This window comes from Geminocystis sp. M7585_C2015_104 (genome assembly GCA_015295805.1).
GTDB lineage: Bacteria > Cyanobacteriota > Cyanobacteriia > Cyanobacteriales > Cyanobacteriaceae > DVEF01.
The window spans coordinates 1-26,075 of the sequence record DVEF01000031.1; the positions used below are offsets into that span (position 1 = coordinate 1).

Here is a 26,075-nt window from a genome sequence, read left to right on the forward strand (position 1 = left end):
GGAGGCTTCCCGTTCACCATTAACAGGGGCATCCAGACCTGTATTATCAGTACGCAGGTCCTGACCCCCACCTGTACTGGGTTGGTTTTGAGTGTCGGGCGAGTTGTTATCGGGAGGCGTATCGCCTATGCGGACACTTACAACATCGCCCGCATTAAAAGCCGTTACTGTACCTATTACCCTGACTCTCACAGATGCACCGGCGGAGATGGGTGTGGTGGTAGTGAATGAGCCTGTCTGTACTGCCTCATTGGCATCGTCAAAGTCCCCGTCGTTGTTGAGATCCAACTGATAGCCGGTAATGTTAAACCCTTGGGACACCATGTCGGTGGTTCCCGGGAAGTGAATGTTCGTTGGGGCGTTGCCACTGTTGGTGACTAGGAAATTAAAGTGGAGAGTATCGCCCGTGGAAATCGACCCTCCATTGGTGTCAATAATTCCCGCCGGTATGGCTGTAATACCCGCTACCTTCGCAACGGTAACTGTTACCTGGTTGGAGGTAACGTTGATTGTTTGCCCCGTCGTAGGATCAACGTAAGTACCCGTAGCGCGGTTTTGGATTTGAGTGCCTGCCGGTGTCAAGGCCTGAGCCAAGACGGGCAATGGCAGCAACGACTGGCCAAAGGCCGTCAAACCCAAACCGGTAGCCAGTAGTCTTTGTTTTAAGTATTTATGCACACACTTAAAAGAATCCCGCCACTTGTTCATTCTCTTTGTATAGTTAATCAACTGCTAGTTTTGTCTAGTGGTTTACATGTAATTCTTATTCCTCTGTCTCTTATCTTACCTTTTTGTCCCCAAAAAAGAGGCGTTATTGCTCATTTTTTACAAAATCTTTAATCTATTTCTCACCAGCTATTTCTAACTACGGAATAACCCTTAAATTTTACACAATCTTTATATTTCAGTGCAACAGAAATCCTGTAACCCTGTAAACGGTTTATAATGGGCATAGGGGGGATGACAGGACAATAATTCCTCGTTTTTCCCCTCTGGAAATAAAAGGATTGTTTTCCCTAAGTGAAAACAAAAGAATCTAACAGCGCTGGGGGTTTCGTCCATGTCCAAAAGTTATTTTGTTCTTAGAAACGAAAAGGATCTAGAAAGGGCTTATGAGGGGATAATAGTTTGGTTTAAAGGACAGGGATACGAGGTACAGGGTTTAAAACAGAAGGATGGTTATTTAGTCCAGGCGAGAAAAACGGGAGTAATCCGGACATTGTTGGGGGCAAATTTAGCTTTTGAGGTGAGGATTTATCCCTCCAAAGACTCGGTTTCTGGTGGCAAGGATTTTGTAGTAGAAACTTCCAGGGGAAAGTGGATTGAAAATATTGCTGGGGCCGGCATTACTAGTATTTTTGTTGGTGGCATTCCCATTTGGACGGGGGTTGCCATGGCGGGATGGGGATGGATACAGGAAAATATACTAATTGATTATCTGGAAAAGGAGCTAAAATTTACTAGGGTTAATTCTAGAACTGCTAAGGACGAACAAGATGACCATCAGACATCTAGTTCCGTTCCTATCCCGGTTTCTATTTCTCCCGAGTATAATTCCACTTTAGAGGAGCTGCAGAAGACTTTGGACAAACTTAGAAAGGCTTTTGAAGATGGCATTTTGACGGAGGAGGAGTTTTTGCGCAAAAAAGCGCCCATTGAAAGACAAATAGAAGAGTGTCACATCGCCTCTCTGATCGAGGAAAAAGTTAAAAAACTACAAGAGGCGTTTTCGGATGGTATTTTGACTCAGGAAGAGTATGAGACAAAGTTGTATGAACTAGAAAACAAAGCGAGACAGGAGCTTTTGAACAGACGTATTTTCGAGAGTAATAAAGACAAAATTCTTAAACTTCAAGAGGCATTAGAAAATGGGATCATTACCCAGGAGGAGTATGACAAAAAACTAGCGCAAATGGGTGTCAAAAACATCATCGAGTTGGAAAAGGAAAGAACCAAGAAATAGTTCAAATACTCCACTAATTAGGACACAAGATAGTGTCACAGACGTCAATCACACCATCGGGTTTTGAATTGTTTTTATCGGGGTTGTTATCGGGATTTTTGCCAGTTTCCTTGGACTGATCTTCTAGACACTTGTGGGCTTTGTCTACAATTTTTTTGCCTTGTAAAAGCCAATAATTAGAGCCCACGATTTTGGCTGCGTTAGCCATTGCTTCTTTACAATTACCGTATTCTAAGTCTTTCTCTGCCTGGGCAACAAGATAACTGTTGCGTTTGTATTCTTCTTGCCACTGACTGACTATAACAAGAGAGGCCTTTTTGACATCATTGTCGGGAATAGAGTCTATTTCCTTGAGGGCCTCTTCTAATTTCCCCTCCTCGGTGTAAAGTTTTTCTGCCTTTTTAAAAACCTCCCTACTCCACTGATCAGATAGGCTGGCGGCAGACTGATAGTATCTATTACTGGGGGTTATCTTGCTAACTATTTCCAGGGCTTTGGCGTATTCGGCAAATTGTGCCAGTTTTTTGCCCTCTTCCAGACGACACTTACCGATGTATTCGGATAAGTCGGAGGTGGGAATTTTATTGTCTTTTTGATTGAGTCTTTCTTCTGCCTGTTCAAAACAAGCCGTATAATCGTGGGCATTGTACTTCTCCTCAAGGGAGGCCAAAAAAGCGCTTCTTTCGGCTTCTAGTCTTGCTCTTTCCTGTTGGTTCAGATAATACACACCGCCGGTGGCAATTACAGATATGATGGAGGCAGTTAAAAAAGTTGAGCCGACAGGAGACTGTAACCAGTTTTTCAGGGGATGGCGTTTATTGGAGATTGAGGACTGGGGGGAGGCATATGATGGCAATGGGGCGTCGGTGGCTTGGAGATACCTCCTTGCTTTCTGTTGCCGCCATGCCTCTAAGTCGGCAATCACCTCCTCGGCGGCCTGGTACCGTTGTTTGCAGTTGTAACGCACCATTTTGGAGATAATGTCTGCTAGGGGTGGAGAAACGGTGGCAAAAGGACGCCAAATTAGTTCTCCTCCTTCATCTTCTTCCAGCTGGAGGGGATTTTTCCCCGTCAAAGCCTCAATGGCAATTACTCCCAGAGCGTATATATCACTGTTTTTGTGGGGTTTCCCCCGTGCCTGTTCGGTGGGCATATAGCCACGGGTGCCCAGGGCTACAGTGGGGTTTATCAGACGACTCTGTTCTAGATTGAACTCCTTGACAGCACCAAAGTCAATCAAAACTAGTTGGTTGTCCTGACGGCGGCGGATAAAATTGTCAGGTTTTACGTCTCTATGTATCACCCCCAGGCTATGAATGTACCTCAAAATTTCTAAACCCTGTTGTAGTATTTCGACAACCTTTTCTTCTGGCAAGGGTTGATTAGGTATTAATTCCTGTCGGAGGGTGTGCCCCTCGATGTACTCCTCCACCAGGTAGAAGTCACCGTTGTATTCAAAATAGTCTATCAGCTTGGGAATCTGGGGGTGATTGAGTTTTTTTAAAACCTCTGCCTCTTTTTGGAATAGTCTCCTGGCCTGTTTGAGAAAGTTGGGGGCATTGGAGACAGGATGCAACTGTTTGATGACACAGTATTGTCGACCCTGCCGCCCGGTTACTAAATACACATGGCCGAAACTGCCGCTGCCCAGTTTTTTGACCAGCTGATAGGGAGGGGGTATGAGCTCATCAACGGCGCCGTGGGACATGGAAATCTCCAATAGGGGCTCTTGCCCCTATTTTAACCTTTTTTGCGGGACGGATCACAGCCCCCTTTTTTGCATTTCCCTTTTATAGAAAACTGGGCTTGTGACGGATCAGATCCAAAAATTCCTGACGGGTCTTGTCATTGTCTTGGAACTCCCCTATCATAGCACTAGTAACAGTCCAGGAGCCGGGTTTTTGAACCCCCCGCATTACCATGCACATGTGGGTTGCTTCCATCACCACTGCCACCCCCCTTGGTTCAAGGATAGTTTGGATGGCTTCTGCTATCTGACGGGTTAGACGTTCTTGTACTTGTAGTCTTCTTGAGTACATTTCTACTATGCGGGCTAGTTTGCTCAAACCCACCACCTTCTGGTTGGGGATATAGGCCACGTGAGCCCTCCCCATAAAGGGCAACATATGGTGTTCGCAGAGGCTGAAGAAGTCAATGTCCCTAACCAACACCATTTCGTTGTGACCCTCGTCAAATATAGCACCATTGACCAGTTTTTCCAGGGATTGGTTATAACCCTGGGTCAAAAAGAGCATTGCCTCTGCCACCCTCTTGGGGGTTTTTAGTAGTCCCTCCCTGTCCGGATCTTCCCCAATAGCTTCCAGTAGTTGGCGTACTGCCTGGATCATCTTTTGTTTTCTGGCTTCGGTGTCTGCCTGGATGTCAATTTCTGCTAACTGTTTGCCGTTGTGTCCGTTGCGCTCGGCTATGCTACCCAGATTCTTGTACAATTCTGTACTTATATAAGAATGGTTGTTAGTAAACTGTTGCTCGTATCTGGAATTTTTGGCGAATTCTGTCATAGGTTGTTTTGACTTGTGATGGACGGAGTGACTGTAATCTGTTACAATGTCTTAATATTTCTTTCCTCAGAGGGGAGGTCCTTGTTAAGATGGGGGAATATCCTCAGAGGACGCCAATAGTAGGGGTAAGAACAAGTTGTTCTATCACCGCCTCCTGGGGCAACAGGGCCACGTGCAGTATGGTTTGGGCGACAGTTTCTGGTTTCAGCATTGCCTCCCGTGGAAGCCGCACCTGCACCGTCTCTGTGTCCCAGATGGGCGTGTTCACTGCTCCAGGACAGATGGTAATCACCCTAATGCCATGACGTCTCTCTTCCTGCGCCAGACAATGTCCAAGGGCCACCAGAGCGGCCTTGCTGACGCAGTAGGCTCCCCAGCCGGGAAAGGGTTGGAGGCCGGCAATGGAGGCCACGTTGATGATGGTTCCCTTGCCCCTCTGACGCATGGAGGGCAACACCCCCACCGCCGCCTGAAAGATGCTGGTGAGGTTTATTCTCATTACCTTTTCCCAGTCTTCCAGGGGGGTATCTTGAAGGGGGTTAGTGTAGCCAATGCCGGCACTATTGACCAGAATGTCAATAGGACCGAACTGTTCGGCCAAAGAGGCAAAGAGACTGCGCACCCCTGCCACTTGGCTCAAGTCCGTGGCTACTGTTTTTACCTCCCCCCCATATTCGGCTACCTGGGTGGCCACTTCTGACAACTTGTCTTCTGATCGGCCTATCAGACACAGGTCTATTCCTGAGGAGGCAAAAGCGATCGCCGTTGCCTTGCCTATACCACTACTGGCGCCGGTGATGATCGCTCTTGGCCTGGTTGGGGTCTTTTCCATGATATTGTTGCTTATTTTGGGTTTTTGCTGGGAAATCGGGAGTTAATCCCTAAAAGGACAGGGCTCTCTTTTTGTCAAAATCACCATAGGCCATTATAACACTAATCGTTTTTTCCTACTGTTTCTTTTGCGGGCGGCCCTCCGCCCACTATAGATTTTAGTCAATTGTTTTCGAGAAAAACACCTATACGACGGAATTTCTGATAACGCATCTCCCGGAGTTTAGAGGGGGGAAATTGGGAGAGATATTCGATATTCTCCAAAATGGCCTGTTTTAGAGTAGCGGCGGCCGCTAACGGGTCAGAATGGGCACAGCCGGGAGGTTCTGGCAAAATTCGGTCAATAATGCCCAATTCTTTGAGTTCCTTGGCGGTAATTTTCAGGGCGGCGGCGGCTTGTTCGGCCTTTTTGGCGTCTTTCCAGAGTATAGCGGCACAGGCTTCTGGACTGGCTACGGTGTAGACGGAATGTTCAAACATCATCAAAACCTCCGCCACGCCTATGCCCAGGGCGCCTCCAGATCCTCCCTCACCTATGACTGTGCTGATGATGGGCACCCCCAGACGGAACATTTCTCTTAGATTGTAGGCTATGGCTTCCCCTTGCCCTAGTCTTTCTGCTTCCACGCCGGCATAGGCTCCGGGAGTGTCAATAAAGGTGATAATGGGCAGGCCAAAGCGGTTGGCGTGTTCCATTAAACGCATGGCCTTTCTGTAACCCCCTGGAGAGGCCATTCCGAAATTCCGGGCTACGTTATCCTTAGTGTCTCTCCCTTTTTGGTGCCCTATTAGCATTACTGGCCTTCCTTCAATACGGCCAATCCCTCCTATCAAAGCTGGGTCATCATAACCCCTTCTGTCTCCATGCAACTCCAGCCACTCGTCTGTAATCGCCTGTATGTAGTCCAGGGTGGATGGGCGACAGGGGTGACGGGCAATTTGTAATTTCTGGGCAGCTGTCAGAGTACTAAATATTTCTTGTCGTAGTTGTTCAGCTCTGCCTTCCAATTCCTCTAACTGCTGGGACACGTCCACATTGTTTTCTGCTGCCAATTCTCTAATTTGTTCAATCCTGGCTTGTAACTCTACCAGTGGCTTTTCAAATTCCAGTAAAAAAGTTCTTTTCTGTGTCGTTTTGGTCATATTATTTCCCTTTTGTCTCCGGCACTAAATTTTCCTTTTTCAATTCTGCTCTTGTTATCCTTCATCAATTATGGGATATCAGGGAAATGGATAACAACAAACCACTGAGGAAGTGGAAATTAACTGCTAGAAATTTGCTGTTTTGGACTTTTTCTGGCTGTGCATGATAGGTATTTACATGGTGAATAAGTTTCCAGGCTGTGGGAATGGAAAACAACACTATTAGGCTTACATAGGGCAGTATTTTCAGTAAAACAAATATAACACTCAAAATATAAAACAACACCACTGCCACAGTTAATACTCTGGCGCCGGTGGCCGTACCTAAACGGACTATGGGGGATTTTTTCCCTGCCGCTAAATCGTCTTTTACCTGGTGGAAGTGGGAACACAATAGGATAATGGCAGTAGAAAGTCCAATTAGACTAGAGGCTATTAGGCTACCGAATGAAAAATTTTTCGCCTGACTATAATAGGCGGCAGCTATGGCTAATGGCCCAAAGGTGACAAGACAAATTATCTCCCCTAGTCCTACATAGCCTAGACGAAAGGGAGGCCCTTGATAGGCATACCCCAAAAAACAACATAGCACAATCAGGCTCAATACTGTCCAGTCCTCTAACCATAGGTTTATGAGGAATACACCTCCCAGCCCCAATAACAGGAAAATGTTACTGATGGCGAAGACAAGACTGGCATTTCCTGTCAGATTCACCACGGAGTGGGCCTTATTTACGTCTACCCCCGTTTCCGAGTCGAATACGTCATTACTCAGATTCAACCAGGCGATTATACAAATAGCAGAAAGCAGGAAAACTATATACACAGTCAGGTGGAATTCTCCTGTTTCCCTGTAGGCCAGGGCCGTCCCAAAACTGACGGGGATTACTGCTACAGTGTACATTGGGGGTTTTATTGCCGCATACCACAGTTGACTCTTGCTAACTTCCTGCTTAACAATAGGTTGTACACCTTCTTCCGTTGTTTTCATAATCTGAACTAAAATTGGATTGTTTCCCCCAAATATTATATTTTCCCTATGTCTTATTTCCTTCCCTCTAATCTTCCTTAACATTTCTTTAAAGACAGTCCTAAAAAGTTTTTTATTTTATAACCTTAGTTCTATGGCAACTATTCCCGAAAGCAAATCTAGTTTTTCCCTTCTTGATAAGCTCCAAGAGTTTAAAAAATTAATTTTTACTAACCCTCCAAATTCCAACTTTCCCCTGTGGACCCTTTCCCAGGAGGTACCCCCTATAGATCCTCTTGTTTTTTTCTCTTTATTTCGAGAGAGTGGACAAGAATGTTTCTACTGGGAAAATCCCAACAAACAAGAGGCGATAGTTGCTATAGGAACTGTTAAAAGTCTCACAATCTCTAGCATTAATTCCGGTCAATTAACCCGGGACAGATTCTCCCTTTGCCAGGATTTTTTTGAAAACAATTGTTTCCCCTATTTTTCTGGTATTAATCCCAGTCCTATTCTCCCTTATTTCTTGGCATATTTCACTTTTTTCAGTACCTGCAGCTTGGATTCTTTCCCCGTCGCCAGTATATACATTCCCCGGCTCCTTCTCACCAAAAGACATTCTCATTATTCTGTTTCTCTATTCTCAGAGTATCAGGTTAACAATTATAGCATATTTTTAGATTTTTTTCAACAGGAAATACCTGATTTTTACTCCTTATTTCCTGTGGGGGAAAAAAGAAGCAGAATTACCATAGAAGATAACAATCCCCAGGAATTTTTGGAGAAGGTGAACAGGAGTCTTGAGGCTATTAGAGAGTGTAAACTAAAGAAAATAGTGGTGGCTCATGGCTTAGAACTGAAAATAAGGGGAAGGTTTAACCTAATAAGAGCCATAGATAATTTGAGGATTAATCATCCCGAGTGTTATATTTTTGCCCTAGGAAATAAAAATAACGAGTACTTCATTGGGGCAAGTCCAGAGAGAATACTGTCCATACGTGGTAACAATTTAATGAGTGATGCCTTGGCTGGCTCAGCCCCAAGGGGGAAAACCCCCGACGAGGATTATAGGCTGGGAATAGAACTGTTAAATAGCGAAAAAGATAGAAGAGAACATCAGGCAGTAAGTGATTTTATTTTTGAGCAATTGAAAAGCCTAGGCCTGAGGCCCAAAAAGGAGCCTCTACAGCTATTAAAACTTTCCAATATTCAGCATTTATGGACCCCAATATCTGCCCAAATTGAAAGGAAAATCAAACCTCTAGAAATATTGGGAAAACTACACCCTACTCCGGCAGTAGCGGGGGAACCAATTGATGTCGCCTGCCAGGAAATATGGGAGAAGGAAAAACTTGAACGAACCCTATATGCTGCACCAATAGGATGGCTGGACGGGGAGGGAAACTGTGATTTTATAGTGGGAATTCGCTCGGCGCTAATAAGACAAAATTCTGCCCGCCTCTACGCCGGTGCCGGAATAGTGAAGGGCTCTAATCCCCAACAGGAATTGATGGAAATAAGACTTAAATTTCAAGCACTTTTACAGGCCTTAATTGCCTCTTAGGGAACTAAATAACGTTAAAATAAAAAAAACACTAAAACCAACAACATACATAACAGGAAAACATGACACAGACCGTCAGTGAAAAAACCCTCGAAACAATGAAACATTTCGCCGAGCAATACGCCAAGAGAACAGGGACTTATTTTTGCGCCGATCCCTCTGTGACAGCAGTAGTAATACAAGGCCTAGCCCGTCACAAGGAGGAATTGGGAGCCCCCCTTTGCCCTTGTCGTCACTATGAGGATAAAGAGGCAGAGGTAAAAGAAGGCTACTGGAATTGCCCTTGTGTGCCCATGCGGGAAAGGAAAGAATGCCACTGTATGCTCTTTATAACACCGGACAACGAGTTCGCCGGCGACAAACAAGAAATCTCCTGGGAAGACCTTACTAGCGTCAAATATTAAGATTTCAATAATAAAACAAGAGCCCCCCCTCCTGGGAGGGCATGGAACTATTTTCCCCATCTTGTCCGTCCTCGCTAATGAAATGTGAGCCGCCGTTGTTCTTTTTCTTGCTTCCTGAGGTATCCTTGAGTTAGGGGGAAAACCCTACTGTTTTGCATTTTTTCACGAATCTATCATATAATAAGTCACGGAAACATTAAAAAAATATTAAGAAAAAATACAGCTATAGTTAATGCTGTAAGGAGGCAAAATGTTTGTTCGCTTGGCACAACAATACCGGGAGTTTGTGAAAGACTTGGTGATGAATCTACAAGCCTTGGCCACCGTCCTGGAGAAAAGGGGCTATATAGCTTCATGTTACACGTGTGGAACAGAGATGAATAGCGCGTCCTTCATGGTGAGTCTGGGAGATAACCACTTAATCCGTTTTCTGGTGTCAGACTACGGCATAACCTGGACGGAAATGCAAGACGATAGAGAGTTAATGAAATTGGAGGGGGCAGAAGCCATTAATCAGTTACAGGAATTGGCGGATTTAGCTAAGTATCAGACTAATGCGGAAAAGTCCCCCCTAGCCAATTTGGATGGAGGGGGCACATCAGTGGAAGGCCATAGCTTGTTGGTGGGGAAAATCTAAGACGGTAACACCCCTTAACTGATATACTGGGATCGTAGTGGTTTAACAGTCCTGGGAATCGGTTTAGCTTTGATTGAACAAGAAACACTAAAGCTGCTGGAATGGCACTTGTTGTGTCAGCACCTTTCCACTTTTGCCGCTACGAAACTGGGCAAAGGGGCTGCTGTCAACTTGGATATTCCTTCCTCGCCACAGGGAAGTTATAAGCTATTACGTCAGACAGAAGAGGTTTTCTCCCTCATCACCGATTCCAGTTGCAATTGGTCCTTTGATGGCATTTATGATATAGGTGTCTCCCTGGAAAGGGCAAAGATGGGGGGGACACTCGGAGGAAAGGAATTATTGCAAATAGCTAGCACTCTGGGTGGCTTTAGGCGCTTAAAAAAGACTATTGACCAAAGGGAAAATCTGGTTACCCTCGGAGAATTGGTAGCTGGCATAGGCACTTTTGCTGAGTTGGAACAGGAAATCTATTTTTGTATAGATGAAAGGGGAGAGGTGGCAGAAAGGGCGAGTCCAAAATTGGCTGGGATTAGACAGAAAATTCGCTCTTTACGCCATCAGATTCAAGAAACCCTACAATCTATAATCCAATCCTTCCCCTACGCCCTCCAGGAAGCAGTAATCACCCAGAGGGGAGAGCGTTTTGTCTTGCCAGTGAAGGCGGACCACAGTAATATAATCACTGGTATCGTTCATGACACCTCTAGTAGTGGTCTCACCCTATATGTGGAGCCCAAAGAGATTATACCCATGGGCAATCAGCTTCAAACTGCCCGTCTGGAGGAAAAACGGGAAGAGGAGAGGATTTTGGCTGCCCTTTCCGCCAAGGTGGGGAAAAATTGGGAGGCTTTAGAAAAACTGTTGGCCGTCGTCACTATCCTGGATTTGGCCACCGCTAGGGCTAGATACGGTTTGTGGTTGGATGCTTATCCTCCTGAGTTTATTGACTTTGCCGGTGGCGAGAGTATTTCCCTCAAAAGCTTACGACACCCTCTACTAATCTGGCAGGAAAAACACGAAAACGGCCGGGCGGTTGTGCCCATAGACGTTCAGATATCCCCCAATATAAGAGTGGTGGCCATTACTGGGCCTAACACCGGTGGCAAAACCGTTACTCTGAAAACTGTTGGCCTGGTGTGTCTTATGGCTAAGGCTGGCATGTACATCCCTGCCAAGCCCCCCGTAAGACTTCCCTGGTTTGACAAGGTTTTGGCCGATATTGGAGATGAACAGTCTTTGCAACAAAATCTTTCCACCTTCTCCGGACACATCTGCCGCATCGTCAGGATTCTAGAGGCTATTGAGGGGGCCAATTGTCTTGTACTACTAGATGAAATCGGAGCGGGGACGGACCCCCAGGAGGGGGCTGCCATTGCTATTGCCATTTTAAAGTACTTGGCGGATCACAACCTCCTTACTATTGCTACTACCCACTATGGGGAATTAAAGAGTCTTAAGTATAGCGATTCCCGTTTTGAAAATGCCTCAGTGGAGTTTGATGATGTCAGTCTCCAACCCACCTATCGTCTATTATGGGGTGTTCCTGGACGCTCTAACGCCATTGTCATTGCCCGAAGACTGGGGTTAAAACCGGAAATCCTCCACCAGGCAGAAACTCTGGTGGGCAACCTTTCTTTAGACGTCAATGAGTTGATTTCTGCTTTGGAAAACCAAAGACGACAACAGGAGGAGAAACACCGTCAGGCAGAAGAGTTATTGCAAAAAACTGAGTCATTCTACCGGGAGGTGTCTGCTAAAGCCAAGGCATTACAAGAAAGAGAAAGGGATTTGAAACGAGAACTAGAAAGGGAGATAAGAGAGCAGCTTTTGGCCGCCAAAAGCCAAATTAGTCAAGTTATCAAGGAGTTAAAACGAAAAAGCGAGCCCACCACCCGGGATGCCCAAAAAGCTACGGAAAGTCTTAATAAAATAGGACAACGCTTCCTAACCCCCCTGCAAGAAGAAAAGCTCAATACAGGTTATCGTCCTAAGGTGGGAGAGAAGGTTAAAATTATTTCCATTGGCCAAGTGGCAGAGGTATTAGAAGTCAATGAAGACAACCAACAAGTTACTGCCCGTTTCGGCATAATGAGGATGATAGTGCCCTTTTCTGACATCGAGTCTCTTGCAGGGGAAAAGGCAGTGGCGGCCCCCAAAACTAACACTACCCCCTCCCCCAGTAAGTCTGTTTCTCAGTCTTCTCCCCCTCCCCCTATCCCCATTCGCACACCTCGTAACACGGTTGACATAAGAGGTAAACGAGTGCATCTGGCCTATCCCATCCTGGAAAAGGCCATAGCCTCTGCCTCGGAAATGGGCACACTATGGATTGTACACGGCAAGGGCACAGGAGCTCTTCGTAGGGGAGTGCATGAATTCTTGGCTAACCACCCCCAAGTCAGTCACTACACCGATGCACCAGAAAACGAGGGGGGTACTGGTGTAACCATCGCCTATCTCAAATAGGGGCCTTGTCTTTTCTCTCATTGGTCGATAAGATCCAAACCGTATAGTACGTTTTCTTTGTTGGACAAGTCGCCAATGATTCTCTGTAAGGGCGGCGGCAGTTGCTTGATAAGGGTAGGTGTTACTAGTATTTTCTCTCTTTCCGCCCTGTCGGGTTCCTCCAAAACGTCTATAATCTCCACCTGGTATTTATTGTTCAATTCTTCTCGACAAAGACGCAACAAATTGGCGATGGCCCTCTGAGAATTTATAGAATTGCCGGTTATGTATAATCTCAATAAATAGCTAGCCATGTAATTAAAACTCATCAAAATCAGGACTAGAAAGAAGAGTAAGATTACTCAAACCTATATAGTATTTTCGATAATAAGAGGTTAAATAACCCATTAACTCTAATAATCTTAGCCGGCCTTCGTCCACGTAGGCTTGGACTTTGGCTAGGTTGACATTCTGACATTTGTCCCTGAGGGCTTTGGTGTGGATGTCCACCACATCCCTTGGACTGGCTTTGAAAAAACCCAATTTAGCCGCCAGTTGTCGTAATTGTTCAGGGATGTTATAATCCACCTTTAATGCCCTCTGTTCTAATGATAACTCTAATAGCTCGGCATATTTAGCAGTTAATTCGGCAAAAACGTCGGGCACGGCATCCTTGAGGGCATCAGAGGCAAACATCTTGGCGGTGATGGTGGGGCGGATGGATTGAGCTAAACTCTCCAGACTGGCCAATTCCTTCTGTTTCACCTGTTCCTGTCTGAGGGCAGCCAATTTATCTATGTATTGTTGCCGCTCTATGGCTAGACGCAGGGCATATACCAGGGAGTTGGAATCCAACTCGTCTCTACGGATATAACCATTTGCCCCCATCTGGAAGGCACGCACGATGACACTCTCATCCTCTGACTCTATTTGCACAATGGTGGGTATGTCCGGGAAATTTTCCCTGATCCTAAAAAGGGATTCAAACCCCTTGGCATCCGGCAAAGTCAAGTCTAAGACAATGGCGGCAAATTCCTTTTCTCTTTTCTTTAGTGTTTCTATAGCTTCTCCTAGTGTTGTCACATGACACGACTGGAATCTTATTCCCTTGGAGATGGACAGATTCTGGGAATTGGACAGCAACGCCTCTATTTTCTGGGCATTCACCGCCTCGTCTTCCACCAGTAATATCTCATATATGTCGTTCGGCATAATCCCAGGGCGGGAGAAGTCCCCCTTACCGCTACTTAATCCTTAATTTTTTTGTACAATTTGGCCGATTAGTGGTATAATTGCACGTCCTATCTCTAAACTACCACAAATTTCCCTCTCGGGGACTGTTTATCTCCCATTTTAAAAAACCGATAACCACCGTCACCCCCCCTGATGAAGGGCCTTTAATTGTATACCTAATTTAACTTGTCTGCCCCACCAGACCAAGTTTTATCTCCCCATTGTAGCGGCTAAATTCCCCTCAATATTGTCTTTTTCTACCTCCCCCAACGGTGACATGTATCATATAAGACTTAAATCTAGCGCCTTTTCTGCAAATCCCAATTCACCACTCAACCCCGTCACCCAACAGTGTCTCTACAGGTCTTGTGTTAGTCTTCCGTATCTTGCTTTACCAGTATATACCACACGTTCATAAATTGACAGACAGTATGTTTTTTGGCAATCGGTGTCCTAACACAACGGTTTTTTTCTATGCTATAACCCCCCAGAACAGCAATTGTCATTTATCATTGTCCATCATCAAGTATATAAGAAACTGTGTACAACAATCCCTTTGGAGAGAAATCAAGTACCGGTTTGTAATTGCAAACCTCAACCCCCCACGGATTTATAATTTTAAACCCCTAACTATTGAAAGTGGGACCATGTTGGATTAAATTCATAAACTCCTGACGAGTCTTGCCGTCGGTGGCGAAAATACCACGTAGTGCACTTGTATAATTCCAATAACCTGGTTTTTGCACGCCCCGCATAACCATACACATGTGGATAGCTTCTATGACTACGGCAACTCCCTGGGGTTTGAGCAATCCCATCAAGGCGTCGGCAATTTGGGCAGTTAAACGCTCTTGCACTTGTAGTCGTCTAGCATACATTTCCACCAGACGGGCAATTTTAGATAAGCCAATTACCCTACCGTTGGGGATATAGGCAATATGAGCCCTACCGATAATGGGCAGGATATGATGTTCACATAGGCTGAATAAGTCTATGTCTCTAACTAATACCATCTCCTTGATGTCTTCGTGGAAAACCGCACCATTTAAAATCTCACCCAAAGACTGGAAATAACCAGAAGTCAGGAATCTTAACGCCCCACCACTCTCTTGGGCGTATCTTTCAATCCCTCCCTGTTGGGATTTTCCCCCAACCCCAACAACAGGGTTTCTACCGCTGCTACCATCTCTTCCTCTGTTACCTGTCTTTGGAGAAGGGTGGCTAATAGGTTTCTATGATTCTTTTGCTGTGTTAACTCCATGAGCCTAAAGTAATAAAAATGATAGTCATTATCACTTTATCCCCTGCAAGGAGGAATGACAAGAGGGGTTAGGATTTGGAGATTAGGGAGGGAATGGGGATGGGGATATGAGTAGAGCCTGTCTCTAAAGCAGGGGTGCAATTTGTCTGGCAAAGTAGGTTAGAATAAGGTAGGCACCGACCCTTTTGATGCTAGTAAGGGTTTCCAGAATTACTTGGGTTTCGTCTAGCCACCCCCGTTGTGCTGCGGCTTTGATCATTGCATACTCGCCGCTGACGTTATAGGCAGCCACGGGGATGTTAGTATTGTCTTTAATTCTTCTGATGACGTCCAGGTAGGCCAAAGCAGGTTTTACCATGACTATATCTGCCCCCTCAGCGATGTCTAGGGCAGCCTCTTTTAGGGCTTCCCTGGCATTGGCAATGTCCATTTGATAGGTTTTCTTGTCGCCAAACTGGGGGGCAGAGTCCAGGGCGTCTCTAAATGGGCCATAATAGGCTGAGGCGTATTTGGCACTGTAAGCCAGTATTCCTACATTTATCCACCCTTCGGCGTCTAGGGCTTGTCTAATCGCCCCTACCCTCCCATCCATCATATCTGAAGGAGCTACCATATCTGCGCCCGCCTCTGCATGGGATAGGGCCATTTTCACCAATACCTCCACTGTCTCGTCATTGACTATCTCCCCATCCCTTACTATGCCATCATGGCCATATACCGAATAGGGATCTAGAGCTACATCTGTAATTACGAATAGCTGGGGCAATTCTTGTTTGATGCGTCTCACACTAGACCGTACTAGGCCTTCTGGATTATAACTCTCTTTGCCCTCGTTGTCCTTCTTTTCTGGGGGTATGAGAGGGAAAAGGGCTATGGCTTTTATGCCCGTCTGTGACACCTTGTACAACTCTTCTAACAGCAAATCGGGGGTATAACGGAAACAATTGGGCATCGAGGGAATCTCCTGTTTCTGGTTTTCTCCCTCCATCACAAATACCGGATAAATCAAGTCGTCTACTGTTAGGGTAGTCTCCCTTGTCATTGCCCGTATTGCTTCCGTGCGACGCAATCTCCTCGGGCGTTGTATTAGCTTCAGCATCTTTGTCTTTCCCTGTTTGTTTCCCACCCCCTCAGTATAATATAAAAATGATAATCATTAATATTTAATCTTTTGGGGAGAAAGGGGGTAGAATGGGTGTGGCAATAGAACAGTATTGGGAGAAGGGCTTGTAACTTTTCAGGAGGTAGCCGGTGAAGAGGGGATTAAGAATATTGACGGTGTTGGCTATAGCCTTGACGGTAGTAACTGTTTTCTGGATGGGGGGTGTGGAGGCGGAGAGGATAAGGGGGTGGATAGAGGATTTGGGGTGGTGGGCGCCGTTGGGTTACATTGTGTTTTATATGGTGGGGACAATTTTGCTGTTGCCTTCTACTCCCTTGAATGTGAGTGGGGGGTTGATTTTCGGGGTAGCCCAGGGGTTGTTTTGGACTAGTTTTGCTGCCGTTTTAGCTGCCATGGTGAGTTTTTTCTATGCCCGTTTTTTGGGTCATTCTTGGGCGCGACAGCGGTTTGGGGGTTATTTGAAGAAGATGGATGCGGAGGTGAAAAGGGGGGGGCTATGGTATATCTTTGCTTTGCGTCTTTTGCCTTTGATTCCCTATGGCATTGTCAACTATGGTGCCGGTTTGACGTCCATTAGCAGCAGAGATTATTTTGTGGGCACGGTTTTGGGCACCACTTTTGGGGTTTTCCCTTTTGTATTAATGGGTGCGGGCATTGCCCGAGGCAGTCTTTTGCCTTTTACTGTTTCCCTTTCTTTGATTGGCATACTGGTTTTCGCCGCCACATGGTACAGACGCCGCACCAAAGAGGGCAACTGGGGTAATGGATGTTAGTCACAACACCCGGATAATGTTAGCAACGCTTTTAATGGCCTCAATTCCCTGGATGTCAGAGATGGCTTTTCTGAAATCCCCCTCCCTGACGTGATGAGTCACCACCACTATTTCTGCTAACTCGTCCACCAAACCGATTTGCACTACCGACTCCAGACTCACATTGGCGCGCCCAAAGGCAGTGCCCAAATGGCCAATTACCCCTGGCACATCTTCACATAGAAAACGGGCGTAAAAGCGAGTGTATACCTCGGATATAGGGCTAATTTCCCTTTCTCCCTGGGGTGCATAACTCAAAAGGGCATCCAGACGAGAGGGTTGAGGATTTGTGGCTAATACCCCCACTATGTTCATTATATCAGCCACTACGGCACTGGCAGTAGGACCCGAGCCGGCACCGGGGCCATAAAACATCACTTGTCCCAGGGGGTCCCCCTCTACTAGAATGGCATTGTTCACCCCGTTTACACTGGCTAGGGGGTGGGATTTGGGCACTAGGGTGGGATGTACTCTAACTTGTAGTGGGGCATTTTCATCGGCTTGCTGGTGGTCTGGGAATGAGGCAATAGCTAGTAACTTGATCACAAAGCCCAGTTTGTCGGCATAGTTTATATCACTGCTGGTAATTTTAGTTATCCCCTCACAGTAAACCTCTTCCCGTTTCAGATAACAACCGAAGGCGAGGGAGGCAAGAATAGCTATTTTGTCCGCCGCATCATAGCCTTCCACATCGGCAGTCGGATCCGCTTCTGCATAGCCTAATTTCTGGGCAGTGGCCAACACGGAGGAAAAGTCTGCCCCTTTTTGGGTCATTTCTGTCAGGATGTAATTGGTTGTGCCATTGACAATTCCAATTATGTTACGAAAGCGATTGGCGCCAAGGGACTGCTTAAGAGGCTCAACAATAGGAATCCCGCCTCCCACTGCTGCCTCCAGCAATACGTAGACATTGGCCCTGTTGGCAGCGGCAAAGATTTCTCTACCGTAACGGGCGATAACGGCTTTGTTGGCGGTGACCACGTGTTTCCCGTGGGCTATGGCTTTGAGAATGAGACTGCGGGCTGGCTCTAATCCTCCTATTAGTTCTACCACAATATCTATTTCCGGATTGGTGACAATGGCTTCCAAATCTGTGGTCAGGAGGCTGGGAGGCACGTCTATGTTGCGTTTTTTTGTCAGGGATCTAACTCCAATCTGATGGAGGGTTATTTCTTTTAATAGGGGGTGTCTGCCTTCAGGGTGTAAAATTATGTCTGCAGTACCACTGCCTACAGTGCCCAGTCCTAATAAACCTATCTTAAAAGCCACAGTGTCTATCCTTGGTCTTGTCTTGTTCTCATCTCTGCCTATTGTACACCCAACCGTTGACAGTTAGGGCGTTTATTTTACGTAAGCCGCCATCAGCCCTAGGTTAAAGTATTCTTGAATCACTAGATATTTCCCCTCTAGACGGGCACTAAAGGTGAAAAAACTCTTGAGACGGTTGTTGGGAATTTTGCCTTTTAGTTCCACCTTAAAGCAGGGGGCTCCCTTTCTGAGGGGGTAGTTGTTGTGATATATTTTTACCACTACCTTCTCTCTGGACTTGGAAGAATAGACTACTTCTCCTCGGACAGAAAAATAATTTTCCGGCAGAGGGGGGTTTTGAGGGGAGGCGGGTTTGTAAATGCCGGCAATTTGAAAATGAAGCTCATCCTTCCCTGGTAGACTATGAGGATATACTACCCACAGTTGTGCCTCTTCCAGGTTAATATGCTTTTTAACCGTACAGATGGTTTTTCCCAACAACACTGCCGAGAATGAATAGTTTTCTTCTGTTGTCAACACCCCCTTTGTCAAAACTCCCTCCTCCGGCTTATATATACCTTTAACTACTCCTATAGCGCGATACTGAAGAGGATGAGAGGGGATGCCGATGGCGGGGTGTTCGAGGGGAAAAAGGTTGGAGGAAGAAAAAAGACTGTTATTCACATCCCTGCCGTTGGTGACCAGAAAACTAGGTTAACATTGAAATACGGCCAATAAGCCACGAACGAACGTAGGAGGATACGGGTGGCTAGGCCTCTGGGTTCGGTTTTTGTTTATCTATTTCTAGAATAGGGCAATCAAAGGCATCTAGGCAATGAACACGGCAGAATTACTAGTCAAATGTTTGGAAAATGAGGGTGTGGAGTATGTATTTGGCTTACCGGGGGAAGAAAATCTACACCTGCTGGCGGCTTTGAAGGACTCCCCCATTAGATTTATCACCACCCGTCACGAACAGGGGGCAGCCTTCATGGCCGATGTCTATGGCAGACTGACGGGGAAAGCCGGGGTTTGTCTCTCCACTTTAGGCCCTGGTGCTACAAATCTGATGACGGGTGTAGCTGACGCCAATCTGGACGGGGCACCCTTAGTGGCCATCACCGGACAGGTGGGCACTGACCGTATGCACATCGAATCACATCAGTACCTCGACTTGGTGGCCATGTTTGCCCCTGTGACCAAATGGAACCAACAAATTGTAAGGCCTAGTATTACACCCGAGGTGGTGAGAAAGGCCTTTAAAATAGCACAAATGGAGAAACCGGGGGCGGTGCATATAGACCTGCCGGAGAATATCGCCGCCATGGCTGTAGAAGGGGAACCTCTCCCCACTGGCATTCAGGAGAAGGTATATGCCTCCTATCGTAGTATCAACAGTGCGGCAGTGGCCATTGCTAAGGCCAAAAATCCCATCATCCTGGCGGGAAACGGTGTAATTCGCGCCCGTGCCTCTCAGGCTTTAACGGAATTTGCCACCCGCCTCAACATACCTGTAGCTAACACTTTCATGGGCAAGGGGGCCATTCCCTATCGTCATCCTTTAGCCTTGTGGGCGGTTGGGCTACAACAACGGGATTTCATCAGCTGCGCCTTTGAAGAAGCGGATTTGGTAATTGCCGTGGGTTACGACTTGATTGAATACTCTCCTAAACGTTGGAATCCTAATGGCACCATCCCCATTGTACATATTGCCTCCACTGCCGCCGAAATTGACAGTAGTTATATTCCCATCGTGGAGGTGGTGGGGGATATTTCCGATTCCTTGATGGAGATTTTACAAAGATGCGATCGCACTGGTAAGCCAACCCCCTTTGCGGTATCCCTCAGGGAGGAGATTGTGGCGGATTATGAGCGCTATGCCGAAGATGACAGTTTCCCCCTCAAACCCCAAAAAATTATTTATGATTTAAGAGAGGTGATGGGCTCAGAGGATATTGTCATTTCTGATGTAGGGGCTCATAAAATGTGGATTGCCCGTCACTATCACTGCGAAAGCCCCAACACCTGTATTATCTCTAACGGTTTTGCCGCCATGGGCATTGCCATACCTGGGGCCATTGCCGCTAAACTGGTTTATCCCAACAGAAAAGTGGTGGCAGTGACGGGGGATGGCGGTTTTATGATGAATTGCCAGGAGTTGGAAACTGCTTTGCGGGTGGGCACTCCTTTTGTCACCCTTATCTTCAATGACAATGGCTATGGCTTGATTGCCTGGAAACAGATGAATCAATTTGGTTACACCTGTTATGTGGATTTCAGCAATCCCGATTTTGTCAAGTTTGCAGAGAGTATGGGGTTAAAGGGTTATAGGGTAGAGGCAGCCAGCGATTTAATTCCCATCCTCAAAACTGCCCTGGAAGACGAGGTCCCTGCTATTATTGACTGTCCAGTGGACTATCGTGAGAATCTCCGTTTTTCCCAAAGGGCTGGAAATCTCAACTGTCCTTCCATGTAGGACAACAAAGCTGTTACAATTGATGAGCGGTATTCCTTTGAACTGCTCGTCATACTGTCCTACTAATGGCCACAGAAATCAAGGACGACACTGTCCTACGACAAAAAATAACTGGTGCCAGGAGGTTTAGCAATTTCTTTTGGGCTATTGTTACCTCCCTGGGGGGTGTAGGTTTTCTCTTAGCTGGGTTGTCTAGCTGTTTCCACACAAACCTGTTACTAGTCACCGATACCTCCCGGCTGCAATTTATCCCCCAGGGCATTGCCCTCACCTTCTACGGGGTAGCTGCCATTTTGTTGGCTACCTATCTTTGGCTGGTGATTATTTTAAACGTAGGGGCCGGCTACAACGAGTTTGACAAAGAAAAGGGGAAGATAACCATCTTTCGTCTCGGCTTTCCCGGAAAAAATCGCAAAGTTGAACTGGTTTACGATTTTAAGGATGTACAGGCCATCAGGGCGGAAATCAAGGAGGGCTTCAACCCCAGACGCACTTTGTATCTACGGGTGAAACCAGGACGGAACATACCCCTGACCCCCGTGGACCGTCTTATACCTCTCTCCCAGTTAGAAAACCAGGGGGCCTCCCTTGCCCGCTTTCTCTCCGTGCCCCTAGAGGGGCTTTAAGGGATTTGCCTATTCTCCTTTTGCCCTGTTTTCCTGGCTGAAAGCAAACCTCGTAACACAGATATAGCTTTGTTGTACTGAGAGTCCTTGGCGGTGGCTAAGAGGGAGGGGTTTTGATTTAGCAGGACTTCCTCCTCCTTGGTGAGGGGTTGGAAGATGTCTGGGGTTATTCCCTTCTTGTTGATGTTTGTGCCGCTGGGGGGATAATAACGGGAGATGGTCACTGCTACCCCCGAGCCGTCCGAAAGGGGGTATACTGATTGTACTGTCCCCTTGCCGTAGGTGTTAGTTCCTACGACGATGGCTCTTTTGTTTTCCTTTAGGGCTGCGGCAAGAATTTCACTAGCACTGGCAGAGTTGCCATCCACTAATACTACCAGGGGAAGGTCAGTGAGGGCAGAATTGTTAGCCGAGTAGCGTTGATGTCCTCCCTGACGAGCCACAATGTCTACAATTTCCCCCTTTGCCAGCCATAAACGGGCTATGTCTACACTGGCAAATAAAAGTCCTCCGGGATTGCCCCTCAAGTCTAAAACGAAGGCGTGGGGGTTTTCCCGCTGTAGCTGTATTATGGCATTACGCATTTGCGCCACCGCGTGGGAGTTGAATTCTTCTAGTCTGATATACCCCACCTTCATGTCTCCTTCCCTTTTCAGACTGAATTCCAGGGAAGGGACTTCGAACTGTTTACGGGTGATTTTCACCACAAAGGAGGGTTTCCCTTCCCTAACTATTTCTAGGGTTACATCTGTGCCTATTTCCCCCTTCAACGCCTCAGTGGCCTTTTCCATATTCATCAGGGTTGTGGGTTTGCCGTCGATTCTGACAATGCGATCTCCCCTTTTTAAACCGGCTTGGAAGGCAGGGGATTTTTTTATGACATCCACAACATATAACTCTTGGGTGCGTGGATCGGTTACAACTTTTACACCTATGCCAGATATTTCCCCAGCCGTTTGGCTGGTTAGGGCCTCAAATTCCTCCGGGGGTAGAAAACGGGTGTAGGGATCGCCTAATTCCCTCAATGCCTGTTGTATAGCCCTGTAGGCTTGTGCCCTGCTGGTATAACTGCGATTTAGCAACTCTTCTCTTTTTTTCCGCCAATCCACCCTATTGAAATTGCCATCTACAAACTGGTGATTGACAATTTGCCATACCTCGTCTATTACCTGTTTTGGACTGTCCTTCATTTCAGCCTTTACCGTTTCCGGAAGTGTAGCTGAGAGTATACCGCCCACCATCAAGGAAATCCATAACAGCTTGGACTGCCCTTTGAAAAGAGAAAATAGGGGAGACAACGCCCCGGAGATTAACTTTTTCATATCTAACTACGGATACCACTAGGAAGGGACAACATCCTCCCCTTCATTGTAGCCCACATCCTTTCCGTTGCGATAGGGAAGGGAAATACATGCTAGAATGGGAAGTTGCAGAATTTGTGGTAGCTTGCAAACAATTCCTCAGAGGTATATAAATACAAGGTAATGCTTAACCCTAATTTGGATGCCATCTCCCTCACCAAGGATGAATATGAGAGGTATGCCAGACATATTATTTTGCCTGAGGTGGGTTTGGAGGGGCAAAAACGTCTTAAGGCTGCTAGTGTCCTTTGTGTGGGCACGGGGGGATTAGGTAGTCCCCTGTTGTTGTATCTTGCCGCCTCTGGCGTTGGCCGGATTGGCATTGTGGACTTTGATGTGGTGGAGGCTTCTAATCTCCAAAGACAGATTATCCACGGCATGTCTTGGGTGGGCAAACCAAAGATAGAGTCTGCTAAACACCGCATTTTGGAAATCAACCCTGACTGTCAAGTAGATCTTTACAACACCCGTCTGACTTCGAAAAATGCCCTCTCCATTCTTGAACCCTATGATATTATCATCGATGGCACAGACAACTTCCCCACCCGTTATCTGGTCAACGATGCCTGTGTAATACTAAACAAACCCAATGTATACGGATCAATTTTCCGGTTTGAGGGGCAGGCTACGGTATTCAACTATCAGGGGGGGCCTAACTACCGTGACTTGTACCCTGAGCCTCCACCACCCGGAATGGTGCCTTCCTGTGCCGAAGGTGGTGTTTTGGGTGTATTACCCGGTGTAATAGGCACTATCCAGGCTACCGAGACCATTAAAATCATCCTTGGGGTGGACCCGGCCAAAACCTTAAGCGGTAGGCTACTGCTTTATAATGCCCTGGAGATGAAGTTTAGGGAGTTGAAATTGCGTCCCAACCCCGAACGTCCTGTCATTGAGAAACTTATCGACTATGAGCAGTTTTGTGGCATTCCTCAACAGCAACAGGAGGCAGAGACTGGTTTGCCGGAAATGACGGTGACTGAACTGAAGGCTCTGTTGGACAGTCCTGCTGACGACTATGTGTTGATAGACGTCCGTAACCCCAATGAATATCAAATAGCTCGTATTCCAAAGGCCGTATTGGTACCCCTCCCAGAAATTGAGAGTGGGGATGGAGTGGCCAAGGTGAAGGAATTACTCCAGGGTAAAAAACGCCTCATTGCCCACTGTAAGATGGGTGGTCGTTCCGCAAAGGCTTTACAAATATTAAAACAACACGGTATTGAGGGGATTAATGTAAAAGGGGGAATAAACGCCTGGAGTAAAGAAGTGGACCCCTCTGTGCCTCTATACTAGGGGGGGATGGGGCAGTGGCCTATTGGCACAAATTAACCCACTGCCCCTAGTCGGTTATCCTGTTGTTGTGGTTGCCGGGGTTAAAAGGGATGTCATCTTTGTTTTTGTCGTCAGTGGCTAGTCTGTTGTCAGTGGCTGGGAAGGAGACAGGGGCTTTCTGATACCACTTAAAGTGCTGATAAGCAGTACGAGATATTTCTTGAATAAAACTTCTGCCGGCAGGGTCATTGTGGGGGCGTTTCACTAAAACGGCGGCTATATAACGTTTACCCGTGGGCATATCTACAATGCCGGCATCCCCCAACATCACACCAATATCCCCAGTCTTGTGGGCAATGGTGGCTGAGGGTTCAATACCCTGGGGGAGAAGAGTTCTAGTTTTTGTCTGTCGCATTATTTCCAAAAGACGATCCCGTGAGCGTAATGAGATTAAGTCCCCCTGATTGACCTTCCCTAAGAGGATAGCCAAATCCCTGGCACTAGTGGTATTAGTCCCCTCCAAATCCGGCAACAGATTGCGGATTATTGTATGTTCCAATCCCCACTCCCGAAAACGTTTATTTAGCCTTTCTATGCCTCCCAATCTCTCAATCAACATGTTGGTAGCCGTATTGTCACTGCTGATAATCATCTCGGTGGCGGTGTAGAGGGCGGTATACTGTGTGCCCACTTTTTGGTATTGCATATTACCAGAGCCCCCGGCTTTGTTCTTCTCCGTCATGGTGAGCTTCTCATCCAGACGTATTAAACCCGCATCCACATCCTGGAAAAAGGCCACCAGTATGGGCACTTTGATAGTACTTGCCGCTGGCCATCTTGTATTTCCATTGTAATTAATGTAGCTACCAGTATCCAGGTCCACAAAAAAGGCACTCAGTTGCAATTTAGAATACTTGTCGGCCACCGTTTTGAATTTAGCCCGTAGGGCCGTCAACTCCCTGGTAAATTTCAACAAATCCGGCTTGCGGGTTTCTGGGATATAGGCCATGGGTTTTGGAGGATTTGGAGATTGAGATTGACCCGTGGGCGGATTAGGATTGGTGGCAACTGGTTTTTCCTGTGGTTTCTTCTCTGCTGCCCCCGGAGGTATCCTTTCTACAAAGGGCAAGTCTATTTTTGGGAAAACGGGTTTGGTTAAGTCCAAATTGGCCAATAGGGTGCCAAAAATAGTGCCCATCCCCACCCCCACAATGGTCAACCGGAACACGTTATTGACTACAATAGTCATCCAGTTTTGCGACTGACTAGCATTTGCATTATATTCCGGTACTTCTTGTGGCTTGCTTGTAGCTATTCTATATTTCGCGGTAACCCTTTTCTTCTGGTATTTGTTCTCCCCGTGAGTTTTAGATACTCCCCTAGACAAGGTTTTTCTCCTTTGTTTCAACAATGGTCAGTTTACAGTATAATTGATGGTTTTTGGAAAAACTAATCCCAACCCCTTGTCAATCCGGTTGGATATAGGTTATGATCAGTAAGTGGAAAAGCACGGGGCTGTAACGGTTTCGACAGGCTAGCGAAAGCCGAACCGTGATGCAGGCCGAGAGTGGGTCTTCTCTCGTAAAAAAAAGGCTCAAAAAAAGTAAGTGCGAACAACATCGTTCCTTTTGCTCGTAAAGCAGCTGCTGTAGCTGCCTAAGGCCTAGAGAAAGGCTCGAGCGCTCATAGTGCGACCCCGTTAAGCACTATGGGCAAACCCCAACGGGTGCTCCCTAAGATGGTGTCTGGTCTGTCTTAGGGCTAAGATAAAACCAGAAGTCCCCACTGTCAGGGATAAATGACAGTTCCCGCCCCGAGGGTAAGAGGGGCTAAGCCTGTGAGGGAGCGGGAGGTGAATAGCTAGTCTGGACAGCAGTTCGACTCTGCTCAGCTCCATAACGGACGAGGGAGGGGGATGACGGAAGACTTTGACACCTCGATGATGAAAAGGTGTATAGAGTTGGCCAAAAGGGCTTTGGGAAGGACGTCCCCCAACCCCATGGTGGGTGCGGTGGTGGTAAAGGATGGCAGGGTAGTGGGAGAAGGGTTTCACCCCGGTGCGGGCAAGCCTCATGCAGAAGTGTTCGCCCTACAACAGGCGGGGGAGGCGGCTAGGGGTGCCACTGTTTATGTTAATCTGGAACCATGTAACCATTATGGGCGGACTCCACCCTGTAC

Annotated in this window: 22 protein-coding genes, 1 other RNA gene and 2 pseudogenes; 11 read left to right on the top strand and 14 right to left on the bottom strand. The window is 46.8% G+C overall.

The features are described from left to right. A partial coding sequence (locus IGQ44_03340) for a hypothetical protein (protein HIK37010.1) occupies positions 1 to 678 on the bottom strand: 678 nt, incomplete at its 3' end. A 382-nt stretch (positions 679 to 1,060) separates the two neighbouring features. Between IGQ44_03340 and IGQ44_03345 the strand changes: the two genes are divergently transcribed. Continuing rightward, positions 1,061 to 1,963 carry an SHOCT domain-containing protein gene (locus IGQ44_03345; GenBank protein ID HIK37011.1) on the top strand — a complete coding sequence of 301 codons (903 nt, stop codon included), beginning with the start codon at positions 1,061 to 1,063 and terminating at the stop codon, positions 1,961 to 1,963. 13 nt (positions 1,964 to 1,976) lie between these two features. On the opposite strand, the gene IGQ44_03350 is transcribed toward IGQ44_03345, so the two are convergent. The 5 genes from IGQ44_03350 to IGQ44_03370 all read right to left on the bottom strand — a co-directional run bounded on the left by IGQ44_03350 (position 1,977) and on the right by IGQ44_03370 (position 7,450). Then, positions 1,977 to 3,671: a serine/threonine protein kinase gene (locus tag IGQ44_03350; protein ID HIK37012.1), complete on the bottom strand. Its 1,695-nt coding sequence runs from the start codon at positions 3,669 to 3,671 to the stop codon at positions 1,977 to 1,979. Positions 3,672 to 3,753: 82 nt separating this feature from the next. Next, positions 3,754 to 4,485 (bottom strand): GTP cyclohydrolase I FolE, encoded by a 732-nt coding sequence (gene folE, locus IGQ44_03355; GenBank protein ID HIK37013.1) that lies wholly within the window; start codon positions 4,483 to 4,485, stop codon positions 3,754 to 3,756. A gap of 103 nt (positions 4,486 to 4,588) precedes the next feature. Next, complete coding sequence (locus IGQ44_03360; protein ID HIK37014.1) at positions 4,589 to 5,317, bottom strand: SDR family oxidoreductase; 729 nt, start codon at positions 5,315 to 5,317, stop codon at positions 4,589 to 4,591. A 161-nt stretch (positions 5,318 to 5,478) separates the two neighbouring features. Continuing rightward, positions 5,479 to 6,459, bottom strand: a complete 981-nt coding sequence (locus IGQ44_03365) for an acetyl-CoA carboxylase carboxyltransferase subunit alpha (GenBank protein HIK37015.1) — start codon at positions 6,457 to 6,459, stop codon at positions 5,479 to 5,481. A 64-nt stretch (positions 6,460 to 6,523) separates the two neighbouring features. Beyond that, the gene (locus tag IGQ44_03370; protein ID HIK37016.1) at positions 6,524 to 7,450 is read right to left on the bottom strand and encodes a 2-carboxy-1,4-naphthoquinone phytyltransferase; all 927 of its coding nucleotides are present in this window, start codon (positions 7,448 to 7,450) and stop codon (positions 6,524 to 6,526) included. 133 nt (positions 7,451 to 7,583) lie between these two features. Here IGQ44_03370 and IGQ44_03375 point away from each other — a divergent pair, with 133 nt between their 5' ends. The 4 genes and pseudogenes from IGQ44_03375 (at position 7,584) to IGQ44_03390 (ending at position 12,503) form a co-directional block, all read left to right on the top strand. Continuing rightward, positions 7,584 to 8,993 (top strand): isochorismate synthase, encoded by a 1,410-nt coding sequence (locus IGQ44_03375; protein HIK37017.1) that lies wholly within the window; start codon positions 7,584 to 7,586, stop codon positions 8,991 to 8,993. 62 nt (positions 8,994 to 9,055) lie between these two features. Continuing rightward, positions 9,056 to 9,397, top strand: a complete 342-nt coding sequence (locus IGQ44_03380; protein ID HIK37018.1) for a ferredoxin--nitrite reductase — start codon at positions 9,056 to 9,058, stop codon at positions 9,395 to 9,397. Positions 9,398 to 9,647: 250 nt separating this feature from the next. Continuing rightward, positions 9,648 to 9,947: pseudogene (locus IGQ44_03385) on the top strand (DUF1815 family protein). A gap of 156 nt (positions 9,948 to 10,103) precedes the next feature. After that, positions 10,104 to 12,503, top strand: coding sequence for an endonuclease MutS2 (locus IGQ44_03390; GenBank protein ID HIK37019.1), 2,400 nt, complete (start codon positions 10,104 to 10,106; stop codon positions 12,501 to 12,503). Positions 12,504 to 12,520: 17 nt separating this feature from the next. Here the strand turns inward: IGQ44_03390 and IGQ44_03395 are convergent, their stop codons facing one another. The 4 genes and pseudogenes from IGQ44_03395 to hemB form a co-directional block, all read right to left on the bottom strand. After that, the gene (locus tag IGQ44_03395) at positions 12,521 to 12,796 is read right to left on the bottom strand and encodes a circadian clock KaiB family protein (protein HIK37020.1); all 276 of its coding nucleotides are present in this window, start codon (positions 12,794 to 12,796) and stop codon (positions 12,521 to 12,523) included. A 4-nt stretch (positions 12,797 to 12,800) separates the two neighbouring features. Further along, positions 12,801 to 13,694 carry a response regulator transcription factor gene (locus IGQ44_03400; GenBank protein HIK37021.1) on the bottom strand — a complete coding sequence of 298 codons (894 nt, stop codon included), beginning with the start codon at positions 13,692 to 13,694 and terminating at the stop codon, positions 12,801 to 12,803. 647 nt (positions 13,695 to 14,341) lie between these two features. After that, a pseudogene (gene folE / locus IGQ44_03405) lies at positions 14,342 to 14,901 on the bottom strand (GTP cyclohydrolase I FolE). 199 nt (positions 14,902 to 15,100) lie between these two features. Next, the gene (gene hemB / locus IGQ44_03410) at positions 15,101 to 16,075 is read right to left on the bottom strand and encodes a porphobilinogen synthase (GenBank protein HIK37022.1); all 975 of its coding nucleotides are present in this window, start codon (positions 16,073 to 16,075) and stop codon (positions 15,101 to 15,103) included. 218 nt (positions 16,076 to 16,293) lie between these two features. Between hemB and IGQ44_03415 the strand changes: the two genes are divergently transcribed. Next, entirely contained in the window at positions 16,294 to 16,872 is a 579-nt protein-coding gene (locus IGQ44_03415; protein HIK37023.1) for a TVP38/TMEM64 family protein, read from the top strand. On the opposite strand, the gene IGQ44_03420 is transcribed toward IGQ44_03415, so the two are convergent. After that, entirely contained in the window at positions 16,873 to 18,180 is a 1,308-nt protein-coding gene (locus IGQ44_03420) for a homoserine dehydrogenase (GenBank protein HIK37024.1), read from the bottom strand. Between the two features lie 72 nt (positions 18,181 to 18,252). Continuing rightward, complete coding sequence (locus IGQ44_03425; GenBank protein HIK37025.1) at positions 18,253 to 18,843, bottom strand: 2-dehydropantoate 2-reductase; 591 nt, start codon at positions 18,841 to 18,843, stop codon at positions 18,253 to 18,255. Between the two features lie 151 nt (positions 18,844 to 18,994). Between IGQ44_03425 and IGQ44_03430 the strand changes: the two genes are divergently transcribed. Both IGQ44_03430 and IGQ44_03435 read left to right on the top strand, forming a co-directional pair. Next, positions 18,995 to 20,635 carry an acetolactate synthase large subunit gene (locus tag IGQ44_03430; GenBank protein HIK37026.1) on the top strand — a complete coding sequence of 547 codons (1,641 nt, stop codon included), beginning with the start codon at positions 18,995 to 18,997 and terminating at the stop codon, positions 20,633 to 20,635. 65 nt (positions 20,636 to 20,700) lie between these two features. Next, positions 20,701 to 21,261 carry a photosystem I assembly protein Ycf4 gene (locus IGQ44_03435; GenBank protein ID HIK37027.1) on the top strand — a complete coding sequence of 187 codons (561 nt, stop codon included), beginning with the start codon at positions 20,701 to 20,703 and terminating at the stop codon, positions 21,259 to 21,261. Here the strand turns inward: IGQ44_03435 and IGQ44_03440 are convergent. Continuing rightward, positions 21,258 to 22,583, bottom strand: a complete 1,326-nt coding sequence (locus tag IGQ44_03440) for a PDZ domain-containing protein (protein ID HIK37028.1) — start codon at positions 22,581 to 22,583, stop codon at positions 21,258 to 21,260. The genes IGQ44_03435 and IGQ44_03440 overlap by 4 nt on opposite strands. 162 nt (positions 22,584 to 22,745) lie before the next feature. Here IGQ44_03440 and moeB point away from each other — a divergent pair, with 162 nt between their 5' ends. Next, the gene (gene moeB / locus IGQ44_03445) at positions 22,746 to 23,918 is read left to right on the top strand and encodes a molybdopterin-synthase adenylyltransferase MoeB (GenBank protein ID HIK37029.1); all 1,173 of its coding nucleotides are present in this window, start codon (positions 22,746 to 22,748) and stop codon (positions 23,916 to 23,918) included. A gap of 46 nt (positions 23,919 to 23,964) precedes the next feature. Here moeB and IGQ44_03450 read toward each other — a convergent pair whose 3' ends face one another. Further along, positions 23,965 to 25,146, bottom strand: a complete 1,182-nt coding sequence (locus tag IGQ44_03450; GenBank protein HIK37030.1) for a serine hydrolase — start codon at positions 25,144 to 25,146, stop codon at positions 23,965 to 23,967. A gap of 262 nt (positions 25,147 to 25,408) precedes the next feature. Between IGQ44_03450 and ssrA the strand changes: the two genes are divergently transcribed. Then, positions 25,409 to 25,796: a transfer-messenger RNA gene (ssrA, locus tag IGQ44_03455) on the top strand. Positions 25,797 to 25,812: 16 nt separating this feature from the next. Continuing rightward, positions 25,813 to 26,075: bifunctional diaminohydroxyphosphoribosylaminopyrimidine deaminase/5-amino-6-(5-phosphoribosylamino)uracil reductase (locus tag IGQ44_03460; protein ID HIK37031.1), on the top strand; the 263-nt coding region annotated here is incomplete at its 3' end.